This window comes from Lysinibacillus sp. FSL P2-0066 (assembly GCF_037969495.1).
GTDB lineage: Bacteria > Bacillota > Bacilli > Bacillales_A > Planococcaceae > Lysinibacillus > Lysinibacillus boronitolerans.
In genome coordinates this window covers 3,287,705-3,305,115 of the sequence record NZ_CP150202.1, presented here as the reverse complement: position 1 = coordinate 3,305,115, position 17,411 = coordinate 3,287,705, and the positions used below count along the sequence as shown (strand labels likewise).

Sequence of the window (17,411 nt, the reverse complement as noted above, 5' to 3'; positions counted from 1 at the left end):
CATTAGCTATTTTGATAGAAATGGGGCGTTTATTAATGAGCTGCTGTTTTGGTTCTATAAAAGATACAACTACATAAAACAAGTACAGCGATGACAGGAAACATCGCATTCATATAATGAGTCAATAGCCAACCGCCTATTATTGGGCCAATAAAGCCACCTAAATTTTTAAATTGCGCAGCGCCTAAATAGGTTGCCTTTTGAGTATCTGGCGCAATTTCATCAATCATGACGTTCATCGTAGGGAAGGCAAAGATTTCACCTATGGTAAATATAATCATGCCAATGATATAGAGCGTATAATTAGTGGAGAATCCAAACATAAATAGTCCAATAGCAAAGAACAGTACACCTACTACTAATGTTGCTGTAGATGAAAAACGCTCTGATATTATACTAATTGGTAATTGTAGTAGTAACACAACTGCTGCATTGAGAGAGATTAATAACGAATAAAGTTTTGCACCCTCATCAATTTTTAATTCGATAATTTGTGGTAGCGTTGAGTCAAATTGCGAGTAACCGATATTGATTAAAATGGCTCCCAATATGAAGCTAAGCAGCACACGATTTGTCAAAAGAATTGTGAATGTACTGAGTATCTTTGTTTGTGTAACCGCTTTGGGTTGCTGCATTTGATAGCGATTTAACACAAAAAATAAAAAAACAGCGTAAATAATATACATAAGCCCTGTCAGCATAAAAGGGATACTTGGACTGGATAGCTGTGAGATATACACGCCAATAATAGGACCAATAACCGCTGCAATATTGATGGCTGTGTAACGTAAGGAAAATAGTCTTTTTCGTTTATCAGCAGGTGTAAAATCAATCATCAATGCCTGTGTAGAAGGTTCAAAAAATGAACGACAAAGTCCATTCAAAGCATTGAATAGGATAAATAGCCAAACAACATGAACCGTTGCGAAGCCAAAGAACACAAGACTCCAAACAATAATTGTTAATAGAATAACGCTTTTTCTACCAAAACGATCGGTTAGATAACCCCCGAAAAATCCACCTACTGTGGAGATGAGTGGCGCGATACCAATTGTCAATCCAATTTGTAATGGAGAGGCTTGAATTTCATTATGTAAATAAATAGCTAAAAAAGGCATTGCCATAAAACTTGCAATACGCGTAAAAATTGTTCCACCTAAAATAATCCAAACTAATGGATGAAACAACTTCGACAAAGTCATAGAAAATCCTCCTCTCAACATTTAGAATGTTTCGAGTTTAACGGATTGTTAAGCAACTGTAAATAGTCAAAATAATCTTGAACGAGAACAACGCAGATAATGGCGCGTATATTTTTGTCGCTCTGCTAAAATGTGAAGCACAGATTGTAGGGCAAAAGTGAATGCTCTGGTAGGTGAGCGGAAGGAATATGTAAATGATATGTAAATGATCGCTTTATCAGATAGATGAACTCACTCTACCCCTATAGAAGTCAGTAAGTAAAGTGGGAAAAAATCTAATAATCTTCTAATGACAAAAAAGAATGACCCCGACGAAAAGGTCATTCTTTTTCCATACACAATGCTTTACGTACAAAACGTAAAACTAAGACGTTAATTTTACTTTTTTCTTCGTCGTTGTCCATCTGCCTCGACTTGGACTCGTCACCAAATCGTTAAAGGCTAACACGTTCAAATCTCTTTGAACGGTGCGAGGAGTGATACTAAACTCTTCGACTAAATCCTGTGTAGACACGGTTCCTTTGTCTAAAATAAACATGTACACGTCTTTAATACGATTAAGCATTCGATCAGTAGTTGGTTTCATTAAATGAACCACTCCTTCATCTTAATTCTCTTGGCAAAGACTAGCGGACGACAATATGTGCGGAGTGCACTTAGGCTAATAAGTAGCTGCCTTAGACATCCCCTTTTCTAATTTTATAGTCAGAACAATTATTCTGATAACTTTATTATATAGAAAAACTACTTGATTTTCTAGTGAATGCAAGAGAAATTTACAATTGATATAAAAAATTTATACTGTATTTTGTGGGAATAGGTGAAAAACATGCTATATATGGTAGTGGCAGTAGAAGTGACTGAAAAATAGTTGTCAGAAAGCTGATTGTCATATATGTTGTAAGGTGTAGAATTATGTTAATACTTTGAAGGAGGTACATGGTATGGATTGGTTACAAGCTGCAAGAGAAAGGCAAGATGAATTAATACAAGAGTTACAGGAGCTTGTGCAAATTAATAGTGTGCTCGATGAGAATACAATAACTACTGAAGTACCTTTTGGAGAGGGTCCACTTCAAGCGCTTGAATGGTTACTAGCAAAAGGCCAAAATGAAGGCCTACTCACGAAAAATGTTGATAATTATGCTGGGCATATTGAAATGGGAACTGGTGAAGATTTACTTGGTATTTTATGTCATGTTGATGTTGTTCCGATTGGAGAAGAAGCAGATTGGACATACCCTCCATTCAGCGGAACAGTAGCTGATGGTAAATTATTTGCACGTGGTGCGATTGACGATAAAGGGCCTACGATTGCGGCATGGATGGCCATGAAACTTGTGAAAGATGCAGGTATTCCATTAGAAAAAAGAGTACGAATGATCATTGGGACAGACGAAGAAACAGGATTCCGCTGTGTCGACCACTATTTTAAACAGGAGGAAATGCCGACTATTGGTTTTGCACCAGATGCGGATTTCCCGCTCATCAATGCAGAAAAAGGCATTGCAGAGCTTGTGTTCTCTCAAAATAAAGTAGGTGATGCAACGAAAGAACAACTACTATTATTTAATGCAGGAAAGCGTCCAAATATGGTACCTGATTTTGCAAAAGCAACGATTCAGCATGTAACAGCATCATTCGAACAGAATTTTCAAACATTTTTAAGCAAAAATCAGCTAGAAGGCTCTTTATTAATGGAGGAGTCTCGCTATATAATAACTATCAAAGGTAAAGCAGCCCATGCAATGGAACCAGATAAAGGTGTCAATGCAGCTGTTTATCTTGCAGCATTTTTACAACAAGAGTTGACGACAGAAGCAAGTAAACAATTTGTCGACTTTATTGCAGATGTTTTTTATCAGGATCATTATGGTAGTCAGCTCGATTTGCAGTTTGAGGATACAATGTCAGGACAAACAACATTAAATCCAGGGATCGTAAGCTATGATGTCCATAAAGGCGGTAGTTTAGTAATTAGTATGCGCTATTCTGTTTCCTATCCATTCGATGAAAAAATAACAGCAGCACAACGCTTAACCGTAGAAAAAGGGTTTTCTCTAGATATACAAGACGATTCTAAGCCTCATTATGTCAGCGAGGATGATCCATTCATCCAGACATTAGTAGCTATCTATAGACGTCAAACGGGAGATACAGAAACACCTTTATTATCAACTGGTGGTGGGACGTATGCACGTGTGATGAAAAAAGGCGTGGCGTTTGGCATGCTGTTCCCAGGGGAGCCAGATGTAGCGCATCGAGCAGATGAGTTTGTTGTCGTTGAAAACCTCGTAAAGGCAGCGGCAATTTATGCTGAAGCAATTGTTGAACTTGCAGGAAAAAAATAACTCAAAGACGAAAAGGATGAACAAAACATGGCATATTCATTATGGAATGATCAAATTGTTGAAGAAGGATCCATTGCAGTATCACCAGAAGATAGAGGCTATCAATTTGGTGACGGCATTTATGAAGTAATCAAAGTTTATAACGGAAATATGTTTACAGCACAAGAGCATATTGATCGTTTCTATGCAAGCGCCGAAAAAATTCGTCTTGTTATTCCTTATACAAAAGACGTTTTACACAAATTATTACATGAGCTCATTGAAAAAAATAATCTAGACACAGGGCATGTTTATTTCCAAATCACACGTGGTGCCAATTCACGTAATCACGTTTTCCCGGATGCAAGTGTTCCAGCTGTATTAACGGGTAATGTAAAAGCTGGTGAACGTGCATATGAAAACTTTGAAAAAGGGGTTAAGGCTACGTTTGTAGAGGATATTCGTTGGTTGCGCTGTGATATCAAATCTTTAAACTTACTTGGTGCAGTATTAGCAAAACAAGAGGCGGCTGAAAAGGGCTGCTACGAAGCTATTTTACATCGCGGGGATATCGTAACAGAATGCTCATCCGCAAATGTTTATGGGATTAAAGACGGTAAGCTTTATACACACCCAGCAAATAACTTCATTTTAAACGGCATTACACGTCAGGTCATTTTAAAATGTGCAGAGGAGATTAGTTTGCCTGTCGTTGAAGAACCAATGACAAAAGCTGATTTATTAACAATGGATGAAATTATTGTATCGTCTGTATCTTCTGAGGTTACACCTGTTATTGATGTGGATGGCAACCAAATCGGTACTGGAGTGCCAGGTGAATGGACGCGTAAATTGCAACAAGCTTTTGAAGCGAAATTACCACTTTCTTTGAATACAAAATAAAAGAACTATTTAAGAGAGCTATCGATAGGTAGTTCTCTTTTTTTATGGATGTAATGTTTGGTATCGTCATGTAAAATAAAAAGGATAGTAATGAATAATTTTACAGATTGAAATTTGTAGAATAATTGTCGATGTATTGAATACAATGCCTCTTTTCTACCAAAGCAATCTAGATAAAAAGAGAACTATAGATATGGTGAGTAAGAATGGAGTGACCTTTACATGGCACAATTGGTGAAATTACAAGATTACATTTCACGCTATCAAATTGATTTAGCGAGATACCCAACACAATTTGTGCGCTTGAAGAAAAACCAATGGGAGCGCATTAAGCGACAGTGGGAGTTGGGAGAAGATATTAGCGAGTGGCAACATGTCGACAATGAGGTGGAAGCGGAGGCTTACGAGGAAAAAGAACGTTTTACCTTCATAAAAAAATGGTTTGCTGGACGGCAAAAGGAAACAACAGAGGATGTTGAAGAAGTAGAAATATCAAATGAGCTTGTCAGCGATGAGGATATAATTCCTGAAGAAGAAACGACGCTCACATTTGAACCTAAAATTGTGTATGCACCACAATCCATCCATGAGTTGAAACGAATGTTTATTGATCAGTTCTTTCATTTTCAAATGAAATGGGCCAGTTCAACATTACGGGAAAAATCATATGTAGATCCTCGCTTCATGCGTGACTCATTGCTCCGTATGTTATTGCAAACATTGCCAGATAATTATCTATTGTTTTATTATCCGATACTACAAATTAGAAAAGCCCCTATAGAGCTAGATGTAGTGTTAATGTCGCCGACAGAGTGTATTTGTATTACGGTCTTAGAGGCTGAAAATCAAGCTGTATATGTAGGTGGCAGTGATCGCTTCTGGATTAAAAAAGTAGGGACGAAGGATTCTAAAGTTTTGAATCCAACAATTAACTTAGGGCGGATGGAATCTGTACTGTCACAATTATTTAAACAGGAGGATATTGATATGCCCATCCGTAAGGTTGTGCTATCTCGTAATGGGTATTTTGATTATCCTGGTTCACCATTTGGGGTTCGCTTTGTTGATCGTCGAAATTACCATGAATGGATAGAGCATTTAAGAAAAGTTTCCTCCCCTATGAAGCATATGCAAATCCGAGCTGCACAGACCATTTTAAATACAGTCCAAACGACCTCCTTTAACCGAGATATTTGGCAGCAAGCTCCACAGCCAACAGAGGACTGATTATGAACACTCTATTTATTGTCAATGAGGCCGCAGGAAATGGAAAAGGGAAAAAGGTTTGGCTGCAACTTCAACAGCAACTCACGATTCCTTATCAAGTGGCTTTTACTGAATATGCAGGACATGGACAGGAAATCGCACAACAATGGGCACAACAGCAGCAGGATAAAAAGTTACTAGTCGTTGTTGGTGGAGATGGCACCATTCATGAAGTGGTTAATGGTGTTGTACATAATGAATACATCCTAATTGGTGTCGTTCGGGCTGGCTCTGGTAATGATTTTGCACGTTATTTTCACACCTTTTCCAATGCCCAGCAAATCGAGGATTATGTAAAAACTACCTTGGCTAATGCGAGAATGGATGCAGGGATCGTTCAGATTGGTAATCAACGAACAGAAATATTTGTTAATAATGCTGGCATAGGCTTCGATGCATATGTGACAAAATCAATTAACACTTCTCGTCTTAAGTTTTATCTCAATAAGATTGGGCTAGGGAAACTTTCGTATGCTGTCGCTGTAATTAGAGGATTATTTCGCTTTGAACGCTTTGATGTAATGATACGTTCAGGGGAACATGAATGGCAATTTCAGCAGACATGGTTTGTGGCGATGAGTAATCAACCTTATTTTGGAGGAGGCATGAAAATATCACCTGCCGCAAAAGCGGATGATGGTAAAGTTGATATAACGATTGTACATGGTATTTCACGTATCAAATTATTACTTGTATTTGTCACTGTCTTTTTTGAAAAGCATACAAAATTTAAAGAAGTTACTTTTTTACAGGGGCAGGACTTTGATCTTATCGTAGCAAATAAGGTTGACTGTCATGCGGATGGTAATTATATTGGCATTGTCAATCAAGGGACAAATATTCACTGTACAATACAACAAAATGCTTGGCAGGTTATTGTCAAGGATTCATAAAAAATATCATTGTGCAATAATTTCATGCGAATTATAAGGGAATACGTTATACTATTAAAAAATCAATAATTTCACAGGAAAGAAATGAGGAACAACATTGAGATTAAGAAATAAGCCTTGGGCAGAGGAAATGATTACAGATCACCCAGAGGTGATTATTCCAAATCCTGAAGACTTTAAAGGAAATTGGCAGGCTGTTTTCGGCAATGACAACCCTATCCATATTGAAGTAGGCTCTGGAAAAGGACAATTTGTGACTGGTATGGCTTTGCAAAATCCTACGATCAATTATATCGGCATTGAACTTTATGATAGTGTGATTGTTTGTGCATTAGAAAAAGTGTTAGAGGCAAAGTCTCCAGCGAATTTACGTTTGCTAAAAGTAAATGGCGCAGATTTATATAAATTCTTTGACAAAAACGATGTATCACGTGTATACCTGAATTTCTCAGATCCTTGGCCAAAAACACGACATGCTAAAAGACGTTTAACGCACGGGGATTTTTTGAAATTATATGAGTCGATTTTAGTGGATAATGGGGAAGTCCATTTTAAAACGGATAACCGAGGTCTGTTCGAGTATTCTTTAATCAGTATGTCTGAATATGGGATGTTATTAAAGTATGTATCTCTCGACCTACATGCAAATATGCCAGAGGATAATGTGATGACAGAATATGAAGAGAAGTTTTCTGCAAAAGGGCAGCCGATTTATCGCTTAGAATCGCAATTTATCACTAAATTGTAGGGGGAGTATGGATGGATCAGTTACAGTTTCACAATATGTCATTATCATGGCTAAACGGGGGTGTTACGTGCCTAGATGGTGGTGCGATGTTTGGTGTTGTACCAAAGCCACTTTGGTCTCGCAAATATCCAGTCAATGAAAAAAATCAAATTGAATTACCAACAGAACCTATCCTTATTCAATATGAGGGCAAAAACTACCTCATTGATACGGGTGTAGGCTTTAACAAATTAAATGAAAAGCAGCTTCGAAACTTTGGTGTAACAGAAGAATCTTCGTTAGCAGATAGCTTACAAGAGTTAGGATTAACGACATCAGATATTGATGCAGTATTAATGACGCATTTACATTTTGATCATGCTGGTGGTTTAACGCAGTGGGAAGGGGATGTACTTGTACCAACTTTCCCAAATGCCAAAATTTTTGTAACACAAATTGAATGGGATGAAATGCGTAACCCTAATATCCGTTCTAAAAATACTTATTGGAAAGAAAATTGGGAACCAGTTCAGCATTTAGTTGAAACCTACGAAGGGTCATTGGAAGTAGTACCTGGAATCGAAATGATTCATACTGGTGGTCATAGTGAGGGACATGCTGTCATCAAGCTAACGCAAAATGATGAAGTGTTATTGCATATGGCAGATATTATGCCGACTCATGCTCATCAAAATCCATTGTGGGTATTAGCCTATGACGATTATCCAATGACAAGTGTATTTGCAAAAGAGCGACTGATGAAAGAAGCCCTTGCAAATAACTATGGCTTTATTTTCTATCACGATGCTTATTATCGTATGATTCGATGGGATGAGTCAGGCAAAGAGATTGTGGATAAACTAGAGCGTAGTAGACAAGCTGTTATTACATTTTAATAGAGTAAGCAAAGGCGAGGTAGTTGGCATATAAAATGTCAATACCTCGCGTTTTTGTTCGTGAACAGGATAGAAAATATGATACACTTAACACGATACTAAAATACAAAAGAGAGTTGAAATAAACATGGCAACTGAACAACCATTTTTACCCGTTTTACTTGGATCAGATATGAATGCATATGGTATGGCACGTGCGTTTTATGAAGCATACGGTATTAAACCACTTGTCTTAGGACGTTCTCATTTAACAGCAACACAAGATAGCCATATCCTACAATTTCAAGAAATAGACCGTTTAAATGAACAAGATGTTTTTGCACCTGCCCTTGCAGAAGTTGCAAAAAAATATGCTGATAAAAAACTATTACTTTTAGCATGTGGGGACGATTATGCTAAGCTGATTATCAAAAATAAGCCAGCGTTACAAGAGCATTTTACCGTACCGTATATCGATGAATCGTTGATGGATGAAATTTTATTGAAAGAAAATTTCTATAAAATGTGTGATCAATATAATTTTAAATATCCAGGTACAACAACGGTGACAGCTGATAACTATGAAAACTTTACACCACCATTTGCTTACCCGATTATTTTAAAGGCTTCAAACTCAGTAGAGTATTGGGCTTGTAAATTCCCTGGGAAGAAAAAAGTATTTGTTGCTCATGATGAAGCGGAAAAAACGGCTATATTAAAAGCTATTTATAGCTCGACTTATCAGGATACAATGATTATTCAAGAATTTATTCCTGGGGACGATTCCTATATGCGTGTGTTAAATGCCTATGTAGGGAAGGATGGAAAAGTGAAGCTGATGTGTCTCGGTAATCCTATTCTAGAAGAACATTCTCCTGAAGGAATCGGAAGTTATGCAGCCATCGTGACAACCTATGATAAAGAATTAATGGATCAAGTACGTTTCTTCCTAGAGGATATCGGCTATACAGGTTTTGCGAATTTTGATATGAAATTTGATATTCGAGACAAGCAATATAAACTTTTTGAAATCAATTTACGTAATGGACGTTCTAGCTATTATGTAACGGCAAGTGGTCATAACTTAATGAAGTATGTAGCGGATGACCATATGTTAAATATCGAGCAAGATGTCACATATGTGCAGGACAAGCATTTATGGATGATTATTCCTAAAGGTGTATTGTTCAAATATGCATCGAATGAAAAACTCAAACTAGAGGCAAAAAAATTAATTAGTGAAGGGAAATATACAAATTCTCTTTACTTTAATGAGGATATGAATGCGAAGCGTTGGGTGAAACTAACACTTAATAATTTAAATTATTATCGTAAGTATAAAAAGTACTTTAATAATAAAGGTTTATCTGAATAACATAGAAAAGCCATCTCCAATTCATGAGATGGCTTTTCTTGTATATACATAATTAAACTTCTGTTAGTTCCACGACAACACCAGAGCGTGCATCGGCAGCAAATTCGAATGTCTGCATCTCACCTTCATGCATACGCGAAATCCCTCCGCGATATACTGGGATAGTAATAATACCGTTTGTGAAATCTTCAGTTTTCATAAAAATCCAAGAACCATCAATCGGTGAATCCTTTTTAAATTCTCTTTTTATGTTTTCAAGTACTTGTCCTGCAGGTACGAACGGAGAAACTTTTTCACTAGCTTCTTTAATAATGACTGCGGCAGCTAAGCCAGTTGCGACACCAATTAAAAAATCACGTAATTTCATACTTTTTTCCTCCTTTTTCTATACCTTTATTTTAGCATAGCCTATAGAGTGAATGCACGTTCACAATTAAGCAGATTTAGGAAATGTATCAATATTTCGAATTCGGAAATAATTGTGTTACAATAGGCAAGGAAGAATATTCTACTTCGTGGGGAGAGAGTCATCATGAATGAGGAAACATTAAAATTATTTAAAACATTAACAGAATTACCAGGCGCTCCGGGTAATGAACACGCAGTACGCGCGTTCATGCGTTCTGAGTTAGAAAAGTACTCGGATGAAATCGTTCAAGATAATTTAGGGGGTATTTTTGGTGTTAAGCACAGTGATGTTGTGGATGCACCGAAAATATTAGTTGCTGGTCATATGGATGAGGTAGCATTTATGGTTACTTCTATCACAGATAATGGAATGATCCGTTTTCAAACATTGGGCGGCTGGTGGAATCAGGTTATGCTTGCACAGCGAGTAGAAGTATATACGAAAAATGGGGCAATTCCTGGTGTTGTTTCATCCATCCCACCACATTTATTAACAGATGCAGAACGAGCGAAGCCAATGGATATAAAAAATATGCTTATCGATGTTGGTGCTGATAATAAAGAAGATGCTATGTCTATGGGTGTTCGTCCTGGACAATCCATCATACCAATTTGTCCATTCACACCAATGGCAAATCCGAAGAAAATTATGGCTAAAGCTTGGGATAACCGCTATGGCTGTGGCCTAGCGATTGAATTAATGAAAGAAGTACAGCACGAAAAATTAGCTTCACATTTATACTCAGGTGCAAATGTGATGGAGGAAGTTGGCTTACGCGGTGCACAAGTATCAGGAAACATGATTAAACCAGATTTATTCTTTGCACTAGATGCTTCTCCTGCAAATGATATGTCAGGTGAAAAAAGTCAATTTGGACAGCTCGGCAAAGGCACTTTACTTCGTATTTTAGATCGTACAATGGTTACACATCGTGGTATGCGTGAATTTATTTTAGATACGGCCGAATCAAATCATATCCCTTATCAATACTTTGTCTCCCAAGGTGGAACAGACGCTGGTCGAGTGCATACGGCAAACGATGGCGTTCCAAGTGCAGTTATTGGTGTATGCTCACGTTATATTCATACATCAGCGTCAATTATTCACATTGATGATTATGCTGCTGCAAAAGCATTAATTGTAGAATTAGTGAAAAAAGCAGATCGTTCGACATTAGAGACAATTCACGCTAATGTATAAGAAGCAAGGAAGATGCCTTTTAGAGGCATCTTTTTCTATGGAAAGAAAGTGGGGATTAGATGAAGATAGCAATTGGCACAACTAATAAAGCCAAAACAGAAGCAGTTGAAGTAATTGCTCGAAAATACTTTGAGGATTCTCTCTTTACTCATGTCAAAGCTGCTTCAGAAGTATCAGATCAACCGATCAGTAATGAAGAAACTAGATTAGGAGCAATGAATCGTGCTAAAAACGCATTGATTTTAACGGATGCAGAATTATCATTTGGCTTAGAAGGTGGCGTAACTGAAATTGATGATGAAATGTATGTTTGTAACTGGGGTGCATTAACAGTGTCAGACGGAACAACGTTTACAGCTGCTGGCGCACAAATTATACTGCCCAAAGAAATTGCCCAGGAAATACGAACTGGTGGAGAACTTGGGCCGATTATGGAGCAATATACAAAGCGTCGAGATATTCGTCAGGGTGCAGGTGCTGTAGGTATTTTTACGCAAGGTTTAGTAAGTAGACAGATGATGTTTGAGCATATTGTCTCGCTTTTAGTTGGTCAATATTTGTTCACATTTACACAAAAATAGTTAAATGGAATTAGTGGTAAGAGGATAGTTAGGTTGCATCTTATGAATAATTTTTTTAAAATAGAAAAAAGTTAGTAGTGAAAGGAAGAGAGATATGCTATTTTCATGGCTAAGAGCAATTGGCCTAATGCTTTTACTTCTTGTCCTTTCTGGCTGCAATCAATCTATTGATGATCAAATTGCTAATGGGCTGCAATTAACGGAGAAGGTTTTTGCTGAAGAGCCAGAAGAACATACAGTAGAAATTGGGGATATCAAATTATACTTACCTTCAAACTTTAAAGTTGAAGACAGTTCAGATGCTTATAATATTGTAATTTCAAAAGGAAAAGAAAGCTACATTCTTTTTATCAATGATCGTGAAGCACAAGACAGTAAACTTTATTATAGTCTTTTAAAAGAAAATGAGGCGGACAAAATTATCGAAGAGTCGACTTTTGATAAGGATGGTCGTTTTGGTTTCACAGCGGTTCTAAAAACGGACCAAGAAAATGAAATGGAGCTCATTGTTAGTAGCGGTGGTGTGAAGATGTCAACCATTTCAAAGGCTAAACAAATTGAAAATAATTTGCGTGAGATGACGAAAATCGTTCATTCGGTTAAGATGAAGTAAATAGAAGGATTGAACAGAACGGTTCACAAACATGTGAGCCGTTTCATTTTGAAGTTAGGATGTGAAAAAGATGAAGCAAATGAAGTCTGAACAACTAGTCGAGCTATTAAAAAAGCAATTAACTGAAGAGAAATATGAATTTCACTTTGATAAAAAGTACGATAAATTACGCTTGAATCATAAGACGATTGGAAAAGGGATGGAGCTTTCTTTACCTGGGATCTTAGCAAAATATAATGAGAAGCAAGAGTCGGCGATTGAAGAAGTTTTATATACAATTGAGCAAACCTTTAATGCGATGGTACAAGAAAAGGAACAGGGTTTCCAAACGACTACACATATTTATCCCGTAATTCGTGCCACTTCTTATCCACAGGCATCGAAAGAAGGGCATGCCTTTATTACAACTGAGCATACAGCTGAAACGCGCGTCTTTTATGCGCTCGATTTAGGTAAAACCTATCGCTTTATTGATGAATCCATGCTAGAAGCCTTACAATTAACTGTAGAACAAATTCGAGAAATGGCACGCTTTTCGGTGAAACAACTACCAACCGCCTATAAAAAAGATGAGGTAGCAGGTAATATTTTTTATTTTGTCAATGTGAATGATGGCTATGATGCTAGTCGGATTTTAAATGAGAGCTTCTTAAAAGAAATGCAGGCACAAGTGGAGGGCGATATGACACTATCTGTGCCGCATCAAGATGTATTAATTATAGGTGATATTCGTAATGAAACAGGGTATGATGTATTAGCACAGATGACCATGCATTTCTTTGCAGTCGGGACTGTACCGATTACGTCATTATCTTTTATTTATGAAGATGGGGAACTAGAACCGATCTTTATCTTAGCAAAAAACAGAGTGAAAAAGGAGCAAGAATAACAATGAATGTATTTTACAACAAAGAGCATGTAGGAGATGTCTTACTAGTTCAACTAGCAACAGAGGCTATTGTGAAAACGGAAGTAGAACGTGCTGGTGATATTGCTATTTTAAAGGAAGCTCAAACGGGAGAAATTAAAGCCTTTAATTTATTTAATGCGAGTAGTTACATCCAAACAGATGCAAAAGGCTTAGTAGAAGTGACACCAGAATTAGTAGCACAGCTAGCAGTGGCAATCGAAAAAAATGGAGCTAATATTAATCTTGATGTTGATTTTTCACCAAAATTTGTGGTTGGATATGTAGAAACAAAGGACAAGCATCCTAATGCTGACAAATTGAGCATCTGTTCAGTGAATGTTGGAGATGAGATATTACAAATTGTGTGTGGTGCCCCTAATGTTGAAGCTGGTCAGAAGGTAGTTGTAGCGAAGATTGGTGCCGTAATGCCTTCAGGTATGCTTATTAAAGAAGGAAATTTACGCGGTGTTGAGTCTTACGGCATGCTTTGTTCAGCACGTGAATTAGCGATTCCCAATGCTCCATCTGAAAAAGGAATTTTAGTATTACCTGAGGATGCTATTGTAGGTAGTGCTTTTGAAGCACCAACTAAATAAAAATCCCTCTATTTAAAAAAGAAATTATTAAAATTTAAATGTTTTATCATGATATTATTCCTTGTATCAAGGTTAAATGCCCTAAATCGTTATGTTACTAATATGCTAGTAGCATAACGATTTTTTTGTTTAGAATGAGCCTCTAAATGCAAGTTTCAAGACCGTTTTTATGGTATGCTTTTTGGTGTAGACATTGAGCTATTGAATAATTTAAAACTAGACAATGCTATAAATGAAGTGTAAGAGAAATGAGTGAAACGAAGTGAACTGGTTTAAAAAACAAATTAGTAAATTTATTAATAAAGATGATGAAGACTATGAGTATGAAGAATATTATGAGGATTATGGAGAAGTTCAGTCGGAGCAATTACATACACAAAAAGAACCAACAATCGCTAAGCAAAAGACTTTCCGTTTCCCTTTGATTGACGATGATGAAGGTGAGACATCCTACACGTCCTCAAAAGACATGTTTGATCAAATGGAAGATGATGATTATGGACAAATTCGGGATTTATCGTTACCAAAGCATTTAAATCATCATATTGTCGATTCTAGTGTTTATGATGTAGAGGTTTCAGGAATTCGGGATTTACTAGCAAATCGCTCTAAACGTACAGGTCGAAAAACAATGATGAAAAGTCAGCCTTTAGAACAAGAATTTCGTTCAAGAGCAAGCTTAGTGTTTCGAGATGCACAAAATGAAACAGCTAATTTAAAGCCTATGACTGCACCTACACCAAAAGAAAAGAGTCAGCGAAAAGAACAAAAAGTTGAAAATATTGTACCAGAGAATCGCAAACGATTTGTTCCAACAGATGTGCCTTCACCTGTCTATGGTTTTGCAAAACCAAGTCCAATCAAAGAATTATTAGATAAAAGAAAAGAAGAATATGAGAAGCAAGAAACCGATGTACAGGCAGTTGAAAAGGTAACTGTTGCAAAGCCTTTAAAAGAAGCGACAACAAATGAGGTCAATGAAAATATACTAGAAGAAAAAGAGCCGGCTAGCACAAACCAAACGGTTGTAACAGAGCACCATGCAATCATTCAACCGAAAGAGCTATCGACAGTAAATGAACCAATTATTTTTGAGGAAGAAGTGTTGGTTGAAGAGAACGATGATAAGGAAAATTTATCGTCAAATGTAGCTGTACCTCAAACGACTTCTTTTGCTATGGAGTTTGACGAGCAAGTGAAGGAAGCTGTTGGGCAAGATCAAACAGTTCAACAGCTTTCAGCAGATCAGTCTGAAATCCATGTCAAAGAAATGATTGTGGAACAAGTTCAAATTGAAAATTCTACGATCCATATTGGAGAAGTTACTGTCGTTCAACCGTCAATGGATGACCAATCTCCTGATACTGCATCGAGAGAAGAAAAAAGTCGAATTCCATTTAATGTACTAATGTTAAAAACAGATAAAGAAAAATGGAGAATCCAACAGCAATTGAAGATGGCTCAGCAGCCTCTACGTGTAGAGAGCGAGCCAGAAACAGAGAAAAACAAACTAGTGGATGTGACGGTAGAAAAATCTTCGTCCTTAGACAGCATGACAACAAATGAAATATACGTCTCACAACCAGAAGATGATCATGATTTGCATATCACAGAGAATGTTCAATCGAAAATAGATTTCCCAGTGCAACTTGATGATGTAGAAAATGTTACTTCAAAAAGCAGTACTCAAGAGCCTGTGGCTGTGATTACAATGGCTCCTGTTACATCAATGCCAGATATCTCAACAAATGAACGAATAGAAATCGAAAAAGCAGCTGCTGCTGAAATTTCTGCAACTATTGAGCCAGAGCTTGAGTTAGAACCAGAACTCGAGTTAGAACCAGAACTTGAACTAGCTTCAGAACTGGAACAAGTATCAGAACCAGAACTAGCTATCGAACCTGAAGTAGTTTCAGATATTGTAGAGTATGTTCCAGTAGAATCTGTTGAGAATCAAGTAGTACCACAAGTAGTGGAAGCTGAGATACCAGCAAAGCCTGTACACGTCTATCAAAAGCCTACGGATGAATACCTAGAGCCACCAGAGGAAAAAACACAGGATACGGATTGGATGGAGCAACAGGGCGACACATTAGTCGAAGCACTATCTTATTTCCAAGTTTCTGCGCAAATTGAATCGATTATGCAAGGCCCTGCTGTTACTCAATTTGAAATAACGGTGAGCCATGGTACAAAGGTTAGTAAAATTCGAAACTTAGCAGATGATCTAAAACTTGCCTTAGCAGCAAAGGATATTCGTATTCAAGCACCCATTCCTGGGAAAAGCTCGATCGGTATTGAGATTCCAAATCGAGTATCACGAGCTGTTCGCTTATCTGAGGTAACAAATAGTGCCTCCTTCGTTGAGTCAGATTCACCATTAGAAGCAGCACTAGGACTTGATTTGACTGGAAAGCCTGTTACGTTAGATTTACGTAAAATGCCACATGGTTTAATTGCTGGTGCAACGGGTTCAGGTAAATCCGTTTGTATTAATTCTATTTTGGTTAGTTTATTATATAAAGCTGCACCACACGAGCTAAAACTCATGCTGATCGACCCTAAAATGGTAGAGCTGGCGCCATTTAACCATATTCCGCATTTAGTTAGTCCTGTCATTACAGATGTAAAGGCGGCAACGGCTGCGCTGAAATGGGCAGTAGAGGAAATGGAGCGTCGCTATCAGCTCTTTGCTCATGCAGGTGCACGTGATATTACACGGTATAACGCCATAGCGGATAAAAATAAGGAACATAGCCTAAAGTTGCCTTATATTTTAATTGTCATTGATGAGTTAGCTGATTTAATGATGATGTCTCCAGCAGATGTAGAGGAGGCCATTTGCCGTATTGCTCAAAAGGCACGTGCATGTGGTATTCATTTAATTGTTGCAACGCAAAGACCTTCTGTGGATGTTATTACAGGGTTAATCAAATCAAATATTCCTACACGTATTGCCTTTGCTGTTTCCTCTCAAATTGATTCTCGTACCATTTTAGATGGGCAGGGAGCAGAAAGGTTACTTGGTCGAGGGGATATGCTATATTTAGGTAACGGTATGTCAGCGCCAGTGCGTTTGCAGGGAACTTTTGTTACAGATGATGAAATTGAATCGATTATTGAGCATGTTCGTGAACAGGGTGAACCTGATTATATTTTCGATCAAGAGGAATTATTAAAGAAAACAGAGGTTTCTGCAGAACAGGACGATTTATTTGAAGATGTTTGCCGATTTGTCTATGAGCAAGGGGGGGCTTCTACCTCATTGATTCAACGAAAGTATCATATTGGCTATAATCGTGCTGCTCGTTTAATTGACATGTTAGAATCACATGGTTTTGTTTCAGAAGCAAGAGGAAGTAAGCCACGTGAAAGTTACATTACAGAAGAAGATTTAATTACTATGTTTGAATAAGAATTGCATTGTTTTCGTCTAGATTATCTAATTTACGTCGAATTTAGTTTTTTTAGAAAAGTTACACATCTATCCTTGTGCATAAAAAGTGCTATAATAGACAAGATGTGTTGAAT

At 37.3% G+C, this 17,411-nt stretch carries 16 protein-coding genes; 13 read left to right on the top strand and 3 right to left on the bottom strand.

What is annotated here, in order from left to right:
* Positions 1–32 precede the first annotated feature (32 nt).
* Both MKZ14_RS16450 and MKZ14_RS16445 read right to left on the bottom strand, forming a co-directional pair.
* Positions 33–1,202, bottom strand: coding sequence for an MFS transporter (locus tag MKZ14_RS16450; RefSeq protein WP_036078426.1), 1,170 nt, complete (start codon positions 1,200–1,202; stop codon positions 33–35).
* A 364-nt stretch (positions 1,203–1,566) separates the two neighbouring features.
* Positions 1,567–1,788 carry a DeoR family transcriptional regulator gene (locus MKZ14_RS16445; protein ID WP_004226074.1) on the bottom strand — a complete coding sequence of 74 codons (222 nt, stop codon included), beginning with the start codon at positions 1,786–1,788 and terminating at the stop codon, positions 1,567–1,569.
* 358 nt (positions 1,789–2,146) lie between these two features.
* On the opposite strand from MKZ14_RS16445, the gene pepV reads away from it, so the two are divergent.
* The 7 genes from pepV to MKZ14_RS16410 all read left to right on the top strand — a co-directional run bounded on the left by pepV (position 2,147) and on the right by MKZ14_RS16410 (position 9,571).
* The gene (gene pepV, locus MKZ14_RS16440; protein WP_333005432.1) at positions 2,147–3,553 is read left to right on the top strand and encodes a dipeptidase PepV; all 1,407 of its coding nucleotides are present in this window, start codon (positions 2,147–2,149) and stop codon (positions 3,551–3,553) included.
* Positions 3,554–3,580: 27 nt separating this feature from the next.
* Positions 3,581–4,435 carry a D-amino-acid transaminase gene (dat, locus tag MKZ14_RS16435; protein ID WP_048393484.1) on the top strand — a complete coding sequence of 285 codons (855 nt, stop codon included), beginning with the start codon at positions 3,581–3,583 and terminating at the stop codon, positions 4,433–4,435.
* A gap of 222 nt (positions 4,436–4,657) precedes the next feature.
* Positions 4,658–5,662 carry a nuclease-related domain-containing protein gene (locus MKZ14_RS16430; RefSeq protein ID WP_339280226.1) on the top strand — a complete coding sequence of 335 codons (1,005 nt, stop codon included), beginning with the start codon at positions 4,658–4,660 and terminating at the stop codon, positions 5,660–5,662.
* Between the two features lie 2 nt (positions 5,663–5,664).
* Complete coding sequence (locus MKZ14_RS16425; protein ID WP_258860321.1) at positions 5,665–6,594, top strand: diacylglycerol kinase family protein; 930 nt, start codon at positions 5,665–5,667, stop codon at positions 6,592–6,594.
* 97 nt (positions 6,595–6,691) lie between these two features.
* On the top strand, positions 6,692–7,342 hold the full coding sequence (gene trmB / locus MKZ14_RS16420; RefSeq protein ID WP_016991781.1) for a tRNA (guanosine(46)-N7)-methyltransferase TrmB: 651 nt from the start codon (positions 6,692–6,694) through the stop codon (positions 7,340–7,342).
* An 11-nt stretch (positions 7,343–7,353) separates the two neighbouring features.
* Positions 7,354–8,217: an MBL fold metallo-hydrolase gene (locus tag MKZ14_RS16415; RefSeq protein ID WP_016991780.1), complete on the top strand. Its 864-nt coding sequence runs from the start codon at positions 7,354–7,356 to the stop codon at positions 8,215–8,217.
* Positions 8,218–8,344: 127 nt separating this feature from the next.
* Positions 8,345–9,571 (top strand): hypothetical protein, encoded by a 1,227-nt coding sequence (locus MKZ14_RS16410; protein ID WP_016991779.1) that lies wholly within the window; start codon positions 8,345–8,347, stop codon positions 9,569–9,571.
* 52 nt (positions 9,572–9,623) lie between these two features.
* Here MKZ14_RS16410 and MKZ14_RS16405 read toward each other — a convergent pair whose 3' ends face one another.
* Positions 9,624–9,938: a hypothetical protein gene (locus MKZ14_RS16405; RefSeq protein WP_004226089.1), complete on the bottom strand. Its 315-nt coding sequence runs from the start codon at positions 9,936–9,938 to the stop codon at positions 9,624–9,626.
* A gap of 165 nt (positions 9,939–10,103) precedes the next feature.
* On the opposite strand from MKZ14_RS16405, the gene MKZ14_RS16400 reads away from it, so the two are divergent.
* The 6 genes from MKZ14_RS16400 to MKZ14_RS16375 all read left to right on the top strand — a co-directional run bounded on the left by MKZ14_RS16400 (position 10,104) and on the right by MKZ14_RS16375 (position 17,295).
* Positions 10,104–11,180, top strand: a complete 1,077-nt coding sequence (locus MKZ14_RS16400; RefSeq protein WP_339280225.1) for a M42 family metallopeptidase — start codon at positions 10,104–10,106, stop codon at positions 11,178–11,180.
* A 59-nt stretch (positions 11,181–11,239) separates the two neighbouring features.
* The gene (locus MKZ14_RS16395) at positions 11,240–11,761 is read left to right on the top strand and encodes a DUF84 family protein (protein ID WP_339280224.1); all 522 of its coding nucleotides are present in this window, start codon (positions 11,240–11,242) and stop codon (positions 11,759–11,761) included.
* A 94-nt stretch (positions 11,762–11,855) separates the two neighbouring features.
* Entirely contained in the window at positions 11,856–12,374 is a 519-nt protein-coding gene (locus tag MKZ14_RS16390) for a hypothetical protein (RefSeq protein WP_016991776.1), read from the top strand.
* A 70-nt stretch (positions 12,375–12,444) separates the two neighbouring features.
* On the top strand, positions 12,445–13,263 hold the full coding sequence (locus MKZ14_RS16385; RefSeq protein ID WP_016991775.1) for a DUF1444 domain-containing protein: 819 nt from the start codon (positions 12,445–12,447) through the stop codon (positions 13,261–13,263).
* Positions 13,264–13,265: 2 nt separating this feature from the next.
* Positions 13,266–13,880 (top strand): YtpR family tRNA-binding protein, encoded by a 615-nt coding sequence (gene ytpR / locus MKZ14_RS16380; RefSeq protein ID WP_016991774.1) that lies wholly within the window; start codon positions 13,266–13,268, stop codon positions 13,878–13,880.
* Between the two features lie 262 nt (positions 13,881–14,142).
* On the top strand, positions 14,143–17,295 hold the full coding sequence (locus MKZ14_RS16375; protein ID WP_339280223.1) for a DNA translocase FtsK: 3,153 nt from the start codon (positions 14,143–14,145) through the stop codon (positions 17,293–17,295).
* The last annotated feature ends 116 nt before the right edge of the window (positions 17,296–17,411 follow it).